Below are 14,923 nucleotides of genomic sequence, written 5' to 3' on the forward strand. Positions count from 1 at the left end.
CACTGGTGACTGCCCGGTCCGCGCTCAGCTCGTCCGCGCACCCAGGACGCAGAACTCGTTGCCCTCCGGGTCGAGGAGGGTCACCCAGGACTGCTCGTCCTGCACGGTGTCGGCGCGCCGGGCACCGAGGGAGAGCAGCCGGGCGACCTCGGCCTCCTGGTCGTCGGGGCGGAAGTCAGGGTGGAGCCGGTTCTTCGACGTCTTGCCTTCCGGCACGGGGACGAAGAGCAGTCCTGGCATCTGGTCCGGCGCAGGCCGGATCTCGATGATCTCCTCGGTCTCGTCGACCACGACCCAGCCGAGAGCCTCGGCCCACCAGCGCCCGAGGTCGACGGGGTCGGACGAGTCGACGATGATCTGTTCCCACTCCAGTGCCATGGGTCGAGCATAGGCAGGCCGGCCGCGCGCGAGGGTCGGGTGCGACCAGCCTGATCACGCGCCGACCGAGCCGAGCTGTCCCCCACCGGCCCTCTGCGCGCGCGGGCGGCGTTCAGGGCACGGTGATGACCGTCTTGCCGACGAGCGTGCCAGCGGCGGACTCGGCATGGACGGCCGGCAGGTGTGCCAGCGGTCGACGGTCGACGACATGGACCGCGAGGCGGTTCCCGTCCACCCGCGCGACGAGGTCGGCCAGGTGGGATCCGTCGGAGGCGACCCACACGCACGCCGTGCGCACCGAACGCTCCTCGTCGGCCGGCACCGGCCCCGCGGAGCTGACGGCGATCCCGCCGTCGGCGACGTAGGCGGTCAATGCGGCCAGCCCTTCCGGCGCCAGGCGCACGTGGTTGATCACGACGTCGAACGGACCATCGACTGCGGCGGGACCGGCGTCGAGGTCGAGCGGCCCGACAACGTTCTCAGCGCCGTACCGGCGGAGGCGTCCGGCGTGCCGGGGCGCGTCGACAGCCGTCACGTGCGCGCCGACGTCGGCGGCGAGCTGGACGACGATGCTGCCCACCGCGCCACCGGCACCGTTGACCAGCACCGTCTGGCCGGGCCGGACCTCGGCGAGCTCGATCACGGCCTGCCGGGCGGCGAGCCCGGTCAGCGGGAGCGCCGCGGCATCGGCCAGGGGGACGGAGGTCGGGGCAGTGGCGGCCAGGTCGAGTCCCGGCGTGATCGGCAGCAGGGCGGGGATGGCCTCGGCGAGCACGCCGAGGCGGATGTGGTCGTCGACGGGGTTGAACGAGGTGGACGTCACCTTGACGAGCACCTGCCCGGGGCCAGGGGAGGGTCGATCCACCTCCTCCTGCCGCAGCACCTCGGTCGTCCCGTACTCGTGGTAGCGGATGGCCTTCACGTCAGCTCTCCTCCTGGTGGTTCTGGTGGCCCACGCCGGATGGTGGACCGGTCCCGGTGGCCAGGCTCGCGACCATCGTTCGACGCTTGCCTAGGCAACCCCGAAGAGGAGTCGCAGACTTGCCGAGGCAAGTCACGGGGTGGTGTCGCACGACGCGGAGGCACGTACGATGCGGCCATGAGCGATGCGCCCCGATGGCTCGACGACGACCAGCAGAAGGCATGGCACGACCTGTTGACCGTCGCCATCGGCCTGCCGGCGTTGTTGGATCGTCAGCTGCAGCGGGACGCAGGGATATCGAACTTCGAGTACCACGTGCTGGCCCGGCTGTCGATGAGCGAGGCGCTCACGATGCGACTCAGCGACCTGGCCGCCGAGACCAACAGCACGCTGCCCCGACTGTCCAAGGTGATGGTCCGCTTCGAGGGGCATGCGTGGGTCAGCCGGAGGCCCGACCCGGACAACGGCCGCTACACCTTGGCGACCTTGACCGACGCCGGCTACCAGAAGGTCGTGGACAGCGCTCCGGGCCACGTCGAGCAGGTGCGGAGCCTGGTTGTCGACCCGCTCACCGTCGCGCAGCAGCGTCTGCTCGGCGCCGCCCTGGCCCGGATCGCCGCTCCGGTGCGCGAGATGCTCGAGGGTCGCTGACCGCGAGCGGTCCTCACTGCGCGAGCCCGAGCACCCGACTCGCGTTCCCCGCGTAGAGCGCGGGCAGGAGGTGCGGTGGAAGGTCCGCGCGGCGGCCGCGTCCGTCCCCGACAGCGAGCTGGTGACGCTGGACGGTCACCAGCACGTCGCCGACCAGACGGACCCGGAGATGTTCGCGGCCGTCGTCCGCGAGTTCCTCCTGCGGTGACGTCCCGGTCAGGTGCCCGTCAGTGGAACGTCGTCGCGTAGTACGTCTGGCGGTCCACCGTCTCGACCGTGACGTCCTGCGTGCGCTCGAGATGGCGGCGCAGGTTGTCCGCGAACCGCAGGCCGTCGTCGTTGAAGCGGGACACGTCGTACGCGCACACGACCCGGTGCTCGGCGAGGTGGGCGACGAGCGCGTCGATCATGTCCATGAAGGTGCGGGTGGCGCGGCGGCCGGGGTGCGCCAGCGTGAAGCCGATGTACCAGACGGCGCCGCGGGCGGCGTGCTCCGGGTACCGGGCGGCGTAGAACTCGGGGCTGACCCACGGCACGGCGGCGAGGTCGGTGGCGAGCGTGGTCATCCCGACCGCGGTGCCGCCGTCGTCGTGGGCGAGGAGCTTGAGCACGCGCGGGTCGGCCAGCTCCTCGTCGAACTCCTCGCGGTGCAGCACGTGACGGGCGGCGGCGCGGGTGCGCAGGGGTTCGAAGGCCTCGAGGTAGAGCTGCCAGAAGCGTTCGACGACCTCGCCGCCCACGGTCGTCTCGAACGTGACCTCAGCGGGCATCGCCCAGCTCCTCCCACCCGGCGCGCCGGAACGTCGAGACGACGACGGCGCACACGGGCAACGACTCGCACGTGATGCCGGCGATCCGCCGGCCCTCCGGGTGATACGCGTTGCCGCGGGCCGCGGACAGGTCCTCGAGGCTGTGGACGAGGTCGGTGGCGACCTGCTCGTGGGAGGGTCCCTCGTGCTCGACGAACAGCCCCGCGCCGCTGCCGTCGTCGTGCAGGGACCAGCCGACGCCCGCCCACGCCTCGTGCCCCGGCAGGGAGGCGTGCGCCTCGGCGTACACGCAGTACAGGGCGTCGCCGTGCTCCCCGGGCAGCTGGTCGGGGCCGTCCACCTCGAGGACCCTGCTGCCGGGCGGGATGACGGAGCTCAGCCGGACGAGGTTGAAGTCGCCGACGCCGGCGGCCACCAGGGCGGCGTCGAAGGCCGCGAGGGTGGTCCGGCCGGTGCCGGTGCCGGTGCTGACGCGGATGGTCAAGGGCTCGCTCATGGGTTCCTCGGGGTTCGGGTGACGGGTTGCACGGTGCCGGCCCGGCCGGCGACGACGTCCAGGAGGTCGAGGACCTGCCGCAGGAGGGCGTCGGGCGCCGCGTGCTCCTTGGCGAGGACGACGGTACGGCCTGGTGGGAGGCCCTCGATCTCTCCCGCTCCGACCGGGGCGCCGGAGTAGACCACGATCGGCACCTCCCGCAGCCGCCCGTCGCTGCGCAGGTCGGCGACGACGTCGTGGCCGGAGCCGTCCGGGAGGCCCAGGTCGAGCACCACGATGTCCGGCGGGACGGCGGTCAGCGCGGCCCGCGCCTCGCCGACGGTGCGTGCCTGCGTGACGACGAGACCGCCGTTCTCGAGCACCTCCGCGACGACGCCGCGCAGGTCGTCGTCGTCCTCCACGACCAGGACGCTCGCGTGGTGCGGCCGGCGGCGGGCGACGTCTCGCACGGTGGCGACGAGCTGGTGCGGGTCGACGGGCTTGACCAGCCACCCGTCCGCCAGGGCGGCGGCACGGCGCGCCCCGGCCGGGTCCGTCCCGGAGACCACGACCACGGGGACCTGCGCCGTGGCCGCCGTGCGTCGCAACCGGGCCAGCACCTCGGCACCGTCCGTGCCCGGCATGGCCAGGTCGAGGACGATCGCGGCAGGATGCTCCGCGGCGACCGTCTCGACCGCCGCGTCGCCGTCGGTCGTGCCCACGACGGCGTAGCCGCGCTCCTCGAGCAGCGTGCACAGCACGTCCACGACGTAGGGGTCGTCGTCGACGACGACGACGCGGGGCCGGGCCGCCTCGCCGTCGTCCACGGGTGCCGGGTGCCGGTTCGGGAACGGGCCCGAGGAGCCGGCCGCCGTGCGCGCCGACGCGGCCAGGACGTCGGGCGAGCTCTTCCTGCCGGCCACCGTGCCGCCGTCGGCGGGATGGTGCGGCGGGGCGGCTCCCGGACTGACGCGGCGCAGGGTGAACCGCAGGCTCGACCCCGTCCCCTCGCCGTCGCTGACCGCCCAGATCCGGCCGCCGTGGCGTTCGACGATGCCGCGCGCGATCGGCAGGCCGAGCCCGGTGCCGCCGCGCTCGCGGGCGTCGGACGTGTCGACCTGCTCGAACCGGCGGAACACCGTCTCCAGCTTGTCCGGGGGGATCCCGCGTCCCTGGTCGTCGATGCGCACCTCGACCATGTCGCCGACGGGGACGACGCTGGTGCGCACGACCGCTCCGGGCGGGGAGAACTTGACGGCGTTCGACAGCAGGTTGACCAGCGTCTGCACGATGCGGTCGGCGTCGGCGTTCACGACCTCCGCGGAGCGCTCGTTCTCCAGCGTGACGGTCGCCGTGTCGGCAAGGACGGCGACCTGTTCCACGGCGGCCTCGACGAGCGCGTCCACCGGGTGGTCAGCCAGGTCGAGCGGCGTGGAGCCCGCCGCCATCCGCTCGATGTCGAGGATGTCGTCGACCAGCCGGCCGAGGCGCTCGCTGCTGGTCAGGGCGATGTGGACCATCCGTCGTGCCCGCTCGGGGTCGCTCCCGAGCACGCCGGAGTCCAGCAGACCCAGGGCGCCGCGGATCGACGTCAGGGGGGTGCGCAGCTCGTGGCTGACCACGGAGACGAACTCGTCCTTGATGCGCTCCATCTCCCGGCGCTCGGTGATGTCGCGGAAGACGACCACCGCACCGCGGATCGCGCCGTCGTCGCGCAGCGGGCTGGCGGTGACCTCGACCGGTACCTCCTTGCCGTCGACCCGCCGGTAGACGTCCTGCTCGCCGGTGCTGGTGACGCCGTCACGTACGGCCTCGGTGATGTAGCAGCCCGCGACCGGGTACGGGGTCCCGTCCGCGGTGGGCGCGTGGAAGGTGGCGTGCGCGTCCAGGCCGACCAGGTCGGCCGGCGTCGCGCCGAGAGTGCGGGACCCGGCCGCGTTGACGAAGGTCAGCCGGCCCTCGGCGTCGACGCCGTAGATGCCGTCCGCGACGGACTCGAGCGTGCGTTCCCGTTCACCGGCGAGGGCGCGCAGCTGGGCGGTCCGGTCCTGCACCCGCTGCTCCAGGCCGTGGCGCAGCGACTCGTTGTCCACGACGACGAGGATCTGCCGCGCCACGACCGCGACCAGCACCGCGGCCCACAGGGTGTCCGCCGCCCACGGGAACACCTCGTTCGACTGGACCACGCGGACCAGCGCCGCCGCGAGGAAGAGGCTGAACGTGACGACGGTCCCGAGCACAGGCGATCCGTCGCTGCGCTGGGCGCCGACCGGGCTCCCGGAGGCGGCAGGGTGCCGGGCGGCGACGGCGATGGCGAGGTACCCACCGATCCAGCCGAGGTCGACGGGGGTGCCGAAGGAGAAGGAGCCGCCGGCGGAGAGCAGCGCGAAGGCGACGTCGGCGACGGCGTACAGGACGAACCCGCTCCCGACGAGGACCAGCGGGACGCGCTCGGCGGCGGGAGAGCGTGTCATGACGAGCACCGCGAGCGTGGCCAGCAGCGCGTCCACCACCGGCAGGGCGTAGGCGCTGATCGCAGGCTGGGCGGACCACTCCTGCTGACCGACGACGACGGCGAACACCGCGATGTACAGCACCGACCCGCCCACCACCGTGCTGTCGAGCAGCATGCGCACGATGTCCCGGCCCCGTGGCCGCACCGTGGGGAACAGGGCGAGCCCGACGACGCCGAGCACGAGTGCCGCGAGATAGGCGGCGTCGCCGGTGGCCGGGTCGCCCACGAGCCCGGCGTAGACGTTCCCGAGCAGCCCGACGGCGCCGCCGAGGGACAGCGCTCCCCAGGCGCGGCGTCGTCGACCTGTCGCACGGGCGGCGCGCCAGGCGCAGCTCACGGAGGCCAGGACCGCGGCGGCGCCGAGCGCGACCTGGGACACCAGCTCGCGCACCGCCGTCTCGAACGGCCCCGAGAGCACGACGGCGAGCGCCAGCAGTGCTCCCCCGCCGGCCCAGCACCAGCGCAGGAACACCCTGTGCGCTCGTGCCGCAGCGCGGTGCGCGTCACTCATGGGCCGAGCGTAGGTGACCGGCGCCGACGACGCTGTTCGTCCGGTGGTGGCCCGGGGCGACGGGCACCGTCCGTCGTCCCGCGGTACGGTCGTCGAGATCCTGACACGGGGCGGGGGCCGGTGAGCGTGGGAACGAGCGGACGGTGCGTGGTGGTCGTCGACGACGACCCCTCGATCCGGGAGGTGGCGGCGCTGTCGTTGTCCGCCGTCGGGGGGCACGACGTGCAGACGGCCGCGGACGGGGCCGACGGCGTCGAGCTGGCCCGCCGGTTGCGGCCCGACGCTGTCCTCCTGGACGTCATGATGCCCACGCTGGACGGCCCGACCGTGCTCGCGCAGATGCGCACCATCGACGTGCTGCGCGACGTGCCCGTCGTGTTCCTCACGGCGAAGGTCGGCGCGCAGGAGATCCGGCGCCTGGACGGCCTGGGCGCGGTCGGGGTGATCACCAAGCCCTTCGACCCGCTCGGGCTGCCGAGCCGGCTCGCTGACGTCCTCGGGTGGGACGCGTGAGCGGGGAGCGGCGCGCGGACGACGGCCGGGCGGACGACCGCGCGATGGACGACGCCGTGGCGCGGCTCGCGGGAGACGCCCGGCGGCGCAACCTCGCCCGCGCGGAGCGCGTCCTGGTGCTGCTGGGACCGGCGCCGCGGGGGCAGGCCGGGCGGGACGGCGAGGCCCGCGAGGAGGCCGCGCTGCTGTGCCACTCGATGGCGGGTTCGGCGGGGACGTTCGGCGACGACGAGCTCGCGGCTGCCGCGCTGCACCTCGAGTCCGTGCTCCTCGACGGCGCCGCCGACCGCGTGCCCGCCGCCGTCGACCGGCTGCGCGAGTCGGTCGACGCCCTGCGCCCCTGAGGACGACGGCTCCACCGGCCCGGTGGTGCGCCCGTCTTGAGGAAATCCTGAGCGGTTCCTGCCGAGATCGGCAGTCCGCCGCGAGGTCGGTTCCCCACGATCGAAGGTGATGAAGCCGATCGATCCTGGAGCCCGCCATGACCGTCCTGCCCCCGCAGCGCTCGTTGCCGACGCGCGGAGGGGCCGTGCGGGACGAGCCGACCGGGGAGCGGGCATGATCGGCCCGGAGCCGGTCGCCGCGGTGGCGCGCGCCTGGCAGGACCTCGTCGACGAGCTCGACGGCGACGAGGCGGCCGTGGACCGGTTCGCCACGATCTGGCTCGAGCTGCTGCCCCGCCGGCTCACGTCGTGCCGCCGGGCCCTCGCCCGGGGGGATCGGGAGTCGGCACGCGTGCGGTTGCTGACGTTGCGCAGCTCGGCGGTGATGCTGGGTCTGGACGACTTCGCCCGGACGGCGTGGCGGTGCCAGGCGGCGCTGGACGAGGTGCGGGGCGACGACGACGTGACGTCAGCGCGCAGCCTGGCGCGTGACCTGGTGGACGAGGCGCAGACGGCCGCCGCCCTGGTGCGGGCCGCTCTCGGTCAGGCTCGCTGGTCGAAGCGGTAGCCCACCCCGCGCACGGTGCGGATCCACCGGGGTGCGGACGGGTCGTCCCCGATCTTGCGGCGCAGGTTCGCCATGTGGACCTCGATGCTGCGCCGGTCGGCCGGCGTCACGGGCGTACCGGCGTCGTACTCGTCGCCCCACAGCACGCGGACCAGGGTGTCCTTGGCCAGGACACGTCCGGGAGCGCGGGCGAGCGCGGCCAGCAGGTCGAACTCGGAGCGGGTGAGATGGACCTCCGACCCCTCCACGCTGACCGTGCGTCCCGCGGTGTCGACGAGCAGCCCGACGGCGGTGGTCGGCGCCGCCGGGTCGGAGCCGTCGGGCAGCACGGGGGTCGGCACGGTCGGTCCCGGAGGTGCCGCCGGGCTGGCCGCGCCGGCAGCTCCCGGTGGGGCGTCGCGACGCTGCCGGCGCAGGATGGCCTCGATGCGGGCGCGCAGCTCGCGGGGCCGGAACGGCTTGGTCTGGTAGTCGTCCGCCCCGGCGTCGAGACCCATCAGGGCGTCGATCTCGTCGGTGCGGGCGGTGAGCATGACGACGAACGTGTTCGACACGGCGCGGATGCGGCGACACACCTCGAACCCGTCGATGTCGGGCAGCGAGACGTCGAGCGTCGTCACCAAGGGGTCGGTCCGGGTCACCAGCTCGACACCGCTGATCCCGTCCACGGCCGTGTACGTGACGAACCCGGCCTGGGTGAGCACCTCGTCCAGCAGCGAGCGGATCTCGGCGTCGTCCTCGACGATGACTGCGGTGCGCTCGCGGCCGACGTCGTGGCCGGGTCGGCCCGGTGTCGGTCCAGCGCTCATCCCGCCACGGTAGTGGGCGGTTGCCCGGAGCGCACGGGAACCGCCGGATGTGGGACCTCAAGGGCTCCTCAAACCGGGTCGAGCATCCGGTCCTCTCCCTGCTCGGGGCCCCTGCTCAAGCCGTGATGCGCGCCCGGTGGCGTCGCACCGCCGACCGGTTGGCGCAGCGCACGGAGCAGTAGCGCCGGCGACCGTTGCGGGTGACGTCGACGACGACGGCGCGGCACGGGTCCCCCGGTTCGTCCCCGGCGGCGCACCGGCGCAGGCGATGCATGCCCCGGGTGGTGAGGTGCAGGGCCGTGCCGACGCTGATGACGGCATGGAGCACGTGGGGCAACGACTGGTCCTCGTCGCGGTAGTGCAGGTGCCAGCCCTCGTCGTCGTGGTCGGTGAGCCGGGGGTAGGCCGCGGCGGCCGCCATCTGGGCGTTGAGCAGGAGCGCCCTCTCGGCGTCGTCGCGGGCGTCGACGACGCCGAGCCAGTCGTCGATGACACGCCGTGTCCGAGGGTGGTCGTCGGACGCGACGGGGAACGCCATCGTCATGCCGAAGTCGCGCGCACGGGCCTCGATGCCGGCGCGGTCGGCGGGCCAGTCGTCGGCCAGCGACGCGGCGAGGAGGACCGCGTACTCGCCGTAAGGGTTGAGATGCACAAGACCATGACACCACGCTGGAGGGCATGACGACGACCGAGACCCACGGCGAGCACCTCCGCACCGTCCACTCGTCCGCGCACGAGCACGGCTGGCTCGTGGAGTCCAGCCACCCGGTCTCGTCCGGCCGCATCCTCTACGTCCGGTGCGCGGAGTGCGGTGCGCGCCGCGTCGACCAGCAGGACCACCGCCGTCGTCCCCCGGTCGCCCTGAGCAGGGAGCTGCGCGCGACACCGGACGGCCCCGGCACGTCGCCCCGTCGAGAGCCGGGCTGCTAGCGGAACCGGTCCAGGACGGTCGCCGCGACCTGTTCGACGAGCGCGTCGGCGGAGCCGGCGTCGGCGTCCTCGCGCTCGGTGAGGACCGTCAGCACGATCGGTTCGCGACCCGGAGGCGTGACGACGGCGACGTCGTGGCGGAGCGCGCCTGCGCCACCGGACTTGTCGGCGACCGTCCAGCCGTCGGGGGCGCCCGCGCGGACCAGAGCGTCGCCCGTCGCGTTGCCCGTCATCCACTCGACCAGCCGATCGACGTCCTGCGGGTCGAGCCGCCCGCCGTGCAGGACCGCGTCGAGGTCCGCCGTGAACGCGGCAGGCGTGGTCGTGTCGGCCGTGCTGCCGGGCTCGACGGTGTTCAGGTCGGGCTCGGTGCGTGCCGGTTCGGTCGTCCTGTCGCCGAGTCGCTCGAACGCCGCGCGGAGACCCTCGGGTCCGCCGATGTGCTCGAACAGGATGTTGGTCGCCGCGTTGTCGCTGTCCCGGACGGCCGCCTCGGCCAGCTCGTCGAGCGTGAGACCGCCGTCGACGTGGTCGCCGGTGACCGGCGCGTAGCCGGCGGCGTCCACGTCCTCCTGCGACCAGGTCACCTGCTCGGCGCGCTGCTCGGCGGTGGTGGTGCGCAGCAGCTCGGCGACCACGAACACCTTGACCGTGGACGCGTAGCCCCAGCGTTCGTCCGCGCGATGCTCGACGGTCTCGTCGGTGCCCGTGTCGAGGGCGGCGACCCCGATGCGGGCGTCGAGCTCGTCCTCGAGGTCCGCCAGGGCGTGGTCGACGGCGGGAGCGGGCGACGGGCTCGCGACGGTCGGGCTCGGCGTGGTGCCGGGTGTGGTCGCGGCCGTCGGCGGCTGCTCCCCGGAGGTCGCCGTGCAGGCGGTGAGGCTCAGGGCGACGCAGGCGGCCAGGCCCCAGCGGACGGGATGCGGCATCGACGTTCCCCTCGGTGGTCGGAGCCGACACACCCTCGAGGAGGTGCGTCGGGGCCGGCGTGCCCGGCCCGTCACGAGGGAGCCTGCCACGAGACTGACGGGGTGAAGAAGGCGGTCGAACCCCACCACCGGTCGCACGTGATCGACCTCCCTGACGAACGCACCCTCGTGGTCCACGACACCGGCCCGGACGAAGCCGACGCGCCGACCGTCGTCTGGCACCACGGCACGCCGCAGTCCGGTGCTCTGCTGGCGCCCGTGGTCGGGGCGGCCGCGGCGCGCGGGCTGCGTGTGCTCTCCCCCGCCCGCGCCGGCTACGGCGAGTCGACGCGCGTACCGGGCAGGTCCGTGGCCGACGCCGCGGCCGACGTGAGCCATGCGCTCACCGTGCTCGGCGTGAGCTCGTGCTACGCCGTCGGCGCCTCCGGCGGCGGACCGCACGCTCTCGCCCTGGCCGGGTCGCGCCCCGACGTCGTGCGCGGCGCGGTGACCCTCGCGGGCGTCGCCCCGTACGACGGCACCGAGCGATGGTTCGCCGGGATGGCCGACGACGCCGTGCGCGCCGGCCAGGAGTGGCCGGGTGGTGCGGTGGACGACGACGTCGCGTACGTCCGCCCGTGGGGGACGGCGCTCGCGGACGTCGCGGTGCCGGTCCTCGTGGTGCAGGGCGGCGAGGACAGGGTCATCCCGCAGCATCACGGTGAGCAGCTGCTCGACGGGTTGCCGGCGGGCGAGCTGTGGCTCCGGCCGCGCGACGGCCACGTCAGCGTCCTGGGTGCGCTGGCGGTCGCCCTGGACTGGCTGCTCGCGCTCGGCTGACCGGAGATCGCGAGGCTGCGCAACTTGGTAGCGGATGAAAGCGCGGGTGAACTTGCGCGCTGGGAAACCGGTCTCTAGGGTGAGAAATCGGTTCCCGATGGGACTGGTCTCATCCGGGTGCTGCCGCCTCATCGACGAAGCGGCAGCACGACAGGGGCTCTTCGATGAGGCAGCGCGGCACCCGACGGCCACCGCGACGAAGCGGTCGCCGTCGGACCATGACGCGTCGCACCACCGCAACCGCATGCCCGATTTCGATGACGAAGTGAGGCAACGATGAGAACGACAGCCGCAAGACGGCTCACGGCGGGAGGGGCCACGCTGGCCCTGGCCGCCACGATGGGCATGACCGCCCTGTGGATGACGGACGCGCAGGCCGCGACCGGCAGTGCCACAGGATTCGCCACCCAGAACGGCGGGACCACCGGCGGCGCCGGCGGACAGACCGTCAGAGCCAGCACCGGGACCGAGATCCACCAGGCGCTGTGCTCCCGTGCCAGCAGCGACACCCCGATCATCATCGAGGTCGAGGGCACCATCGACCACGGCAACACCAGCAAGGTGTCCGGGGACAGCTGCAACACCGCCGACGACAAGATCGAGCTCAAGGAGATCAGCAACGTCACGCTGGTCGGCGTGGGCAGCGGCGCCCTGTTCGACGAGCTCGGCATCCACGTCCGCTCGGCGGACAACATCATCCTGCAGAACCTGCACGTGCGGAACGTCAAGAAGTCCGGCTCTCCGACGTCCAACGGCGGCGACGCCATCGGCATGGAGAGCGACGTCAGCAACGTCTGGGCCGACCACCTCACGCTCGAGGCCTCCGGCGGCGAGTCGTCCGGCTACGACGCGCTGTTCGACATGAAGGCGGACACGACGCACGTGACGCTGTCGTACTCGATCCTGCGCAACTCCGGGCGTGGTGGCCTCGTGGGCTCCAGCGACGGCGACACCGGCAACGGTCCCGTCACCTACCACCACAACCTCTACGAGAACATCGACTCGCGCACGCCGCTGCTGCGGGCCGGGACCGCGCACTCCTACAACAACCACTTCGTGGGGCTGGTGAAGTCGGGCATCAACTCCCGGCTGGGCGCGGAGGCGCTGGTCGAGAACAACTACTTCGAGGACTCCAAGGACCCGCTCGGCACGTTCTACACGGACGACATGGGCACCTGGGAGGTCAGCGGCAACATCTGGGACAACATCACCTGGACCTCGGACGACAGCGACAACCACCCGGCCGGGCCGAACCCGACGTCGACCACCTCGGTGGTCGTGCCGTACTCGTACCAGCTCGACGACGCCCAGTGCGTCCCGAACCTGCTCGCCGCCACCGCCGGCGCGAACAAGGGGCTCCAGGTCTCGGACGGATCGTGCTCGCCGCAGAACCCGGACCCCACTCCCGACCCGGACCCGACGGACCCGCCCACCGGCGAGAACCTCAGTATCGGAGCGGGCTCGGACGGTTCGAGCAAGGCCAGCGGCACCAGCTACGGCAACGTGCGTGACGGCGACATGAGCAGCTACTGGTCGCCGTCGAGCTCGACCGGCCGCATCTCGGTCAAGTGGGGCACCGACACCACCGTGTCCTCGATCAACATCCGCGAGGCCGCGGGAGCCGTGGGCAACATCGACTCGTGGCAGGTCGTCAACCACGACAACGACCAGGTGCTGGCGACCGGCAGCGGCGCGGGCGTGATCGACATCCCGACGACGTCGCTCAGCAAGATCGACTTCGTCATCACGTCCTCGAGCGGCACCCCCCGCGTCGGCGAGTTCGAGACCTACGCCGGAGACCCCGGCACCGACCCGACGCCGGACCCGGACCCGACCGACGAGCCGGACCCGGATCCGACCGACGAGCCCCAGCCGGGCGCTGACACCATCTACGTGGCACCGGGCGGTTCCTCCGGTGCCTCCGGGACGGAGAGCGACCCCACCACCCTCACCGCGGCGATCGACCGGGTGAACCCGGGTGGTGAGGTCTTCCTGCGCGGCGGCACCTATGACCTGGCCGACACCGTGACCATCGAGCCCGGCAACGACGGCCTCCCGGGCGACCGGACGCTGCTGTCCGCCTATCCGGGCGAGACGCCGGTGCTCGACTTCTCCGCCCAGGCGGAGGACTCCTCGAACCGCGGTCTCGCCATCGGCGGCAACTACTGGCACGTCTACGGGATCGTCGTCCAGCACGCCGGGGACAACGGCATCCTGCTCGGCGGCGACCACAACGTCATCGAGCGCGTCGTGACCCGCTACAACCACGACACCGGGCTGCAGCTCTCCCGCCTGATCGCGGGGGCGCCGTCGGACCAGTGGCCGTCGTACAACCTCGTCGTCAGCAGCGAGTCGCACGACAACGCCGACTCGGACGGCGAGGACGCCGACGGCTTCGCCGCGAAGCTCACCTCCGGGCCGGGGAACGTCTTCCGCGACACGGTGGCGCACCACAACATCGACGACGGCTGGGACCTGTACACCAAGTCCGAGACGGGGCCGATCGGCGAGGTGACCATCGAGAGCTCGCTGGCGTTCGAGAACGGCACGCTGTCGGACGGATCCCAGGCCGGCAACGGCGACCGCAACGGCTTCAAGCTCGGCGGCGAGGACATCCCCGTCGACCACGTCGTGCGCGACTCGTACGCGGTGGACAACGGCAAGCACGGGTTCACGTACAACCGGAACCTCGGTTCGATGTCGGTCACCGGGAACGTGTCGATCGGCAACGAGGAGCGGAACTTCAACTTCGACGGCGGTTCCTCCGTGTTCAGCGGGAACGTCTCCTGCGACAGCGGGTCCACCGACCGCTACCTCGGCACCGACGCGGGCGGGAACTCTTTCTGGGACGGCTCGAACGGATCGGCGTGCGGCCAGTACGTCGGTGACCTGGCCTGGTCGTTCGCGGCCGACGGGTCGCTCGACGTCACGTTCGGGTAGTAGCGGCAGCCTCGTCCGCGGGCGGGGCCGCGTGGGACCGGTCAGGTTCCGCGTGGCCCCGCCTGCGGCGTCGGCGCACCAGCCATTCCGCGACCACGAGGTTGGGCACCCAGCACAGGAACGGCACCCACGCGTAGGAGCGCACGAACGCCGTCTCGGCGTCGAACGACTCCCCCAGCGCCAGCTCCTGCGCGCCGACCAGCGCACCCGTCCATACCCGCAGCGTCACCGCGGCGAACGTCAGCGCGAACGCGCGCGTCATCCACTCCCGGTGCTGCTCGACGTCGTGCGCCCGGATCGCGCGGTAGCCCTGCCACGACGTCCAGAGCCACAGGACGCCCAGCGCTCCGAAGCCGAGCGTCCCCACCGCGCCGGCCTGGTTGACCGGCGCCAGGACCAGCCCGGACAATCCGGCGACGGCGATGGCGGACAGGATCACGCGCCCCGACCAGCGGTGCAGACCCGGTCGCCGACGGCGCAGCCCGGGCCAGAGCTGCCACGGGCTGAGGAGCAGGGCGGTCCCGCCCGCCATCACGTGGGTGTAGAAGGCGATCAGGATGACCACCGGCTCGTCGACGTATCCCCGGGCGAGCCCGGAGTCCTCCGCGGCCAGCGCGTCGAGGGAGGTCGTGAGATAGGGCGTGACGGCGATCGCTGCGATGGCGAGCGACGTGACGGTGAGGCTCCAGGCCCGGCGGCGGTCCGTGACCGCGGCCGGTGCGGGCGGGTTCATGGCTCCATTCATCTAGTCCGCACCGGCGGGCCGCATCGGGGCCTTCCCTGACTCGTCCCTGGCCAAGCCCTGGGCCG

Annotated in this window: 17 protein-coding genes; 8 read left to right on the forward strand and 9 right to left on the reverse strand. The window is 72.9% G+C overall.

Annotated features, from left to right (window positions below):
* Window positions 1–24 precede the first annotated feature (24 nt).
* Together UQW22_RS05855 and UQW22_RS05860 are read right to left on the reverse strand one after the other, a co-directional pair.
* On the reverse strand, window positions 25–378 hold the full coding sequence (locus UQW22_RS05855) for a VOC family protein (RefSeq protein ID WP_407319967.1): 354 nt from the start codon (window positions 376–378) through the stop codon (window positions 25–27).
* Between the two features lie 112 nt (window positions 379–490).
* Window positions 491–1,300, reverse strand: coding sequence for an NADP-dependent oxidoreductase (locus tag UQW22_RS05860; RefSeq protein ID WP_407319968.1), 810 nt, complete (start codon window positions 1,298–1,300; stop codon window positions 491–493).
* Between the two features lie 177 nt (window positions 1,301–1,477).
* Here UQW22_RS05860 and UQW22_RS05865 point away from each other — a divergent pair, with 177 nt between their 5' ends.
* Complete coding sequence (locus UQW22_RS05865; RefSeq protein ID WP_407319969.1) at window positions 1,478–1,951, forward strand: MarR family winged helix-turn-helix transcriptional regulator; 474 nt, start codon at window positions 1,478–1,480, stop codon at window positions 1,949–1,951.
* Window positions 1,952–2,021: 70 nt separating this feature from the next.
* Window positions 2,022–2,159 carry an alpha/beta fold hydrolase gene (locus UQW22_RS05870; protein WP_407319970.1) on the forward strand — a complete coding sequence of 46 codons (138 nt, stop codon included), beginning with the start codon at window positions 2,022–2,024 and terminating at the stop codon, window positions 2,157–2,159.
* 19 nt (window positions 2,160–2,178) lie between these two features.
* On the opposite strand, the gene UQW22_RS05875 is transcribed toward UQW22_RS05870, so the two are convergent.
* Genes UQW22_RS05875 through UQW22_RS05885 form a run of 3 tightly spaced genes read right to left on the reverse strand, consistent with a single transcriptional unit; the run spans window position 2,179 to window position 6,222 of the window.
* A complete protein-coding gene (locus UQW22_RS05875; RefSeq protein ID WP_407319971.1) occupies window positions 2,179–2,721 on the reverse strand; it encodes a hypothetical protein in 543 nt (180 codons plus the stop codon).
* Window positions 2,711–3,217 (reverse strand): pyruvoyl-dependent arginine decarboxylase, encoded by a 507-nt coding sequence (locus tag UQW22_RS05880; protein WP_407319972.1) that lies wholly within the window; start codon window positions 3,215–3,217, stop codon window positions 2,711–2,713. Before UQW22_RS05880 ends, UQW22_RS05875 begins: the two co-directional genes overlap by 11 nt.
* Entirely contained in the window at window positions 3,214–6,222 is a 3,009-nt protein-coding gene (locus UQW22_RS05885; protein ID WP_407319973.1) for a response regulator, read from the reverse strand. Before UQW22_RS05885 ends, UQW22_RS05880 begins: the two co-directional genes overlap by 4 nt.
* Window positions 6,223–6,369: 147 nt before the next feature.
* Here UQW22_RS05885 and UQW22_RS05890 point away from each other — a divergent pair, with 147 nt between their 5' ends.
* The 3 genes from UQW22_RS05890 (at window position 6,370) to UQW22_RS05900 (ending at window position 7,686) form a co-directional block, all read left to right on the forward strand.
* Window positions 6,370–6,735 carry a response regulator gene (locus tag UQW22_RS05890; protein ID WP_407319974.1) on the forward strand — a complete coding sequence of 122 codons (366 nt, stop codon included), beginning with the start codon at window positions 6,370–6,372 and terminating at the stop codon, window positions 6,733–6,735.
* Window positions 6,732–7,079: an Hpt domain-containing protein gene (locus UQW22_RS05895; protein ID WP_407319975.1), complete on the forward strand. Its 348-nt coding sequence runs from the start codon at window positions 6,732–6,734 to the stop codon at window positions 7,077–7,079. Before UQW22_RS05890 ends, UQW22_RS05895 begins: the two co-directional genes overlap by 4 nt.
* Window positions 7,080–7,293: 214 nt before the next feature.
* Window positions 7,294–7,686: an Hpt domain-containing protein gene (locus tag UQW22_RS05900; protein ID WP_407319976.1), complete on the forward strand. Its 393-nt coding sequence runs from the start codon at window positions 7,294–7,296 to the stop codon at window positions 7,684–7,686.
* On the opposite strand, the gene UQW22_RS05905 is transcribed toward UQW22_RS05900, so the two are convergent.
* Complete coding sequence (locus tag UQW22_RS05905; RefSeq protein WP_407319977.1) at window positions 7,662–8,495, reverse strand: response regulator; 834 nt, start codon at window positions 8,493–8,495, stop codon at window positions 7,662–7,664. The genes UQW22_RS05900 and UQW22_RS05905 overlap by 25 nt on opposite strands.
* A gap of 115 nt (window positions 8,496–8,610) precedes the next feature.
* Window positions 8,611–9,147 (reverse strand): CGNR zinc finger domain-containing protein, encoded by a 537-nt coding sequence (locus UQW22_RS05910; protein WP_407319978.1) that lies wholly within the window; start codon window positions 9,145–9,147, stop codon window positions 8,611–8,613.
* Between the two features lie 26 nt (window positions 9,148–9,173).
* On the opposite strand from UQW22_RS05910, the gene UQW22_RS05915 reads away from it, so the two are divergent.
* Window positions 9,174–9,425: a hypothetical protein gene (locus UQW22_RS05915; protein WP_407319979.1), complete on the forward strand. Its 252-nt coding sequence runs from the start codon at window positions 9,174–9,176 to the stop codon at window positions 9,423–9,425.
* Here the strand turns inward: UQW22_RS05915 and bla are convergent.
* Entirely contained in the window at window positions 9,422–10,354 is a 933-nt protein-coding gene (gene bla / locus UQW22_RS05920; protein WP_407319980.1) for a class A beta-lactamase, read from the reverse strand. The genes UQW22_RS05915 and bla overlap by 4 nt on opposite strands.
* Window positions 10,355–10,456: 102 nt before the next feature.
* Between bla and UQW22_RS05925 the strand changes: the two genes are divergently transcribed.
* Together UQW22_RS05925 and UQW22_RS05930 are read left to right on the forward strand one after the other, a co-directional pair.
* A complete protein-coding gene (locus UQW22_RS05925) occupies window positions 10,457–11,173 on the forward strand; it encodes an alpha/beta fold hydrolase (RefSeq protein WP_407319981.1) in 717 nt (238 codons plus the stop codon).
* A gap of 276 nt (window positions 11,174–11,449) precedes the next feature.
* Complete coding sequence (locus UQW22_RS05930) at window positions 11,450–14,113, forward strand: polysaccharide lyase family 1 protein (RefSeq protein WP_407319982.1); 2,664 nt, start codon at window positions 11,450–11,452, stop codon at window positions 14,111–14,113.
* On the opposite strand, the gene UQW22_RS05935 is transcribed toward UQW22_RS05930, so the two are convergent.
* On the reverse strand, window positions 14,100–14,846 hold the full coding sequence (locus UQW22_RS05935) for a DUF2306 domain-containing protein (protein WP_407319983.1): 747 nt from the start codon (window positions 14,844–14,846) through the stop codon (window positions 14,100–14,102). The two genes, UQW22_RS05930 and UQW22_RS05935, sit on opposite strands and share 14 nt — an antisense overlap.
* Window positions 14,847–14,923: the final 77 nt, after the last annotated feature.

Origin of the sequence: Isoptericola halotolerans, from assembly GCF_045689585.1 — a bacterium.
Taxonomy (GTDB): domain Bacteria; phylum Actinomycetota; class Actinomycetes; order Actinomycetales; family Cellulomonadaceae; genus Isoptericola; species Isoptericola halotolerans_B.

Coding starts and splice junctions, on each gene's coding strand:
- UQW22_RS05855 (WP_407319967.1), bottom strand. CDS start 378: ATGGCACTGGAGTGGGAACAGATCATCGTCGACTCGTCCGACCCCGTC.
- UQW22_RS05865 (WP_407319969.1), top strand. CDS start 1,478: ATGAGCGATGCGCCCCGATGGCTCGACGACGACCAGCAGAAGGCATGG.
- UQW22_RS05875 (WP_407319971.1), bottom strand. CDS start 2,721: ATGCCCGCTGAGGTCACGTTCGAGACGACCGTGGGCGGCGAGGTCGTC.
- UQW22_RS05880 (WP_407319972.1), bottom strand. CDS start 3,217: ATGAGCGAGCCCTTGACCATCCGCGTCAGCACCGGCACCGGCACCGGC.
- UQW22_RS05885 (WP_407319973.1), bottom strand. CDS start 6,222: ATGAGTGACGCGCACCGCGCTGCGGCACGAGCGCACAGGGTGTTCCTG.
- UQW22_RS05900 (WP_407319976.1), top strand. CDS start 7,294: ATGATCGGCCCGGAGCCGGTCGCCGCGGTGGCGCGCGCCTGGCAGGAC.
- UQW22_RS05905 (WP_407319977.1), bottom strand. CDS start 8,495: ATGAGCGCTGGACCGACACCGGGCCGACCCGGCCACGACGTCGGCCGC.
- UQW22_RS05915 (WP_407319979.1), top strand. CDS start 9,174: ATGACGACGACCGAGACCCACGGCGAGCACCTCCGCACCGTCCACTCG.
- bla (WP_407319980.1), bottom strand. CDS start 10,354: ATGCCGCATCCCGTCCGCTGGGGCCTGGCCGCCTGCGTCGCCCTGAGC.
- UQW22_RS05930 (WP_407319982.1), top strand. CDS start 11,450: ATGAGAACGACAGCCGCAAGACGGCTCACGGCGGGAGGGGCCACGCTG.
- UQW22_RS05935 (WP_407319983.1), bottom strand. CDS start 14,846: ATGAACCCGCCCGCACCGGCCGCGGTCACGGACCGCCGCCGGGCCTGG.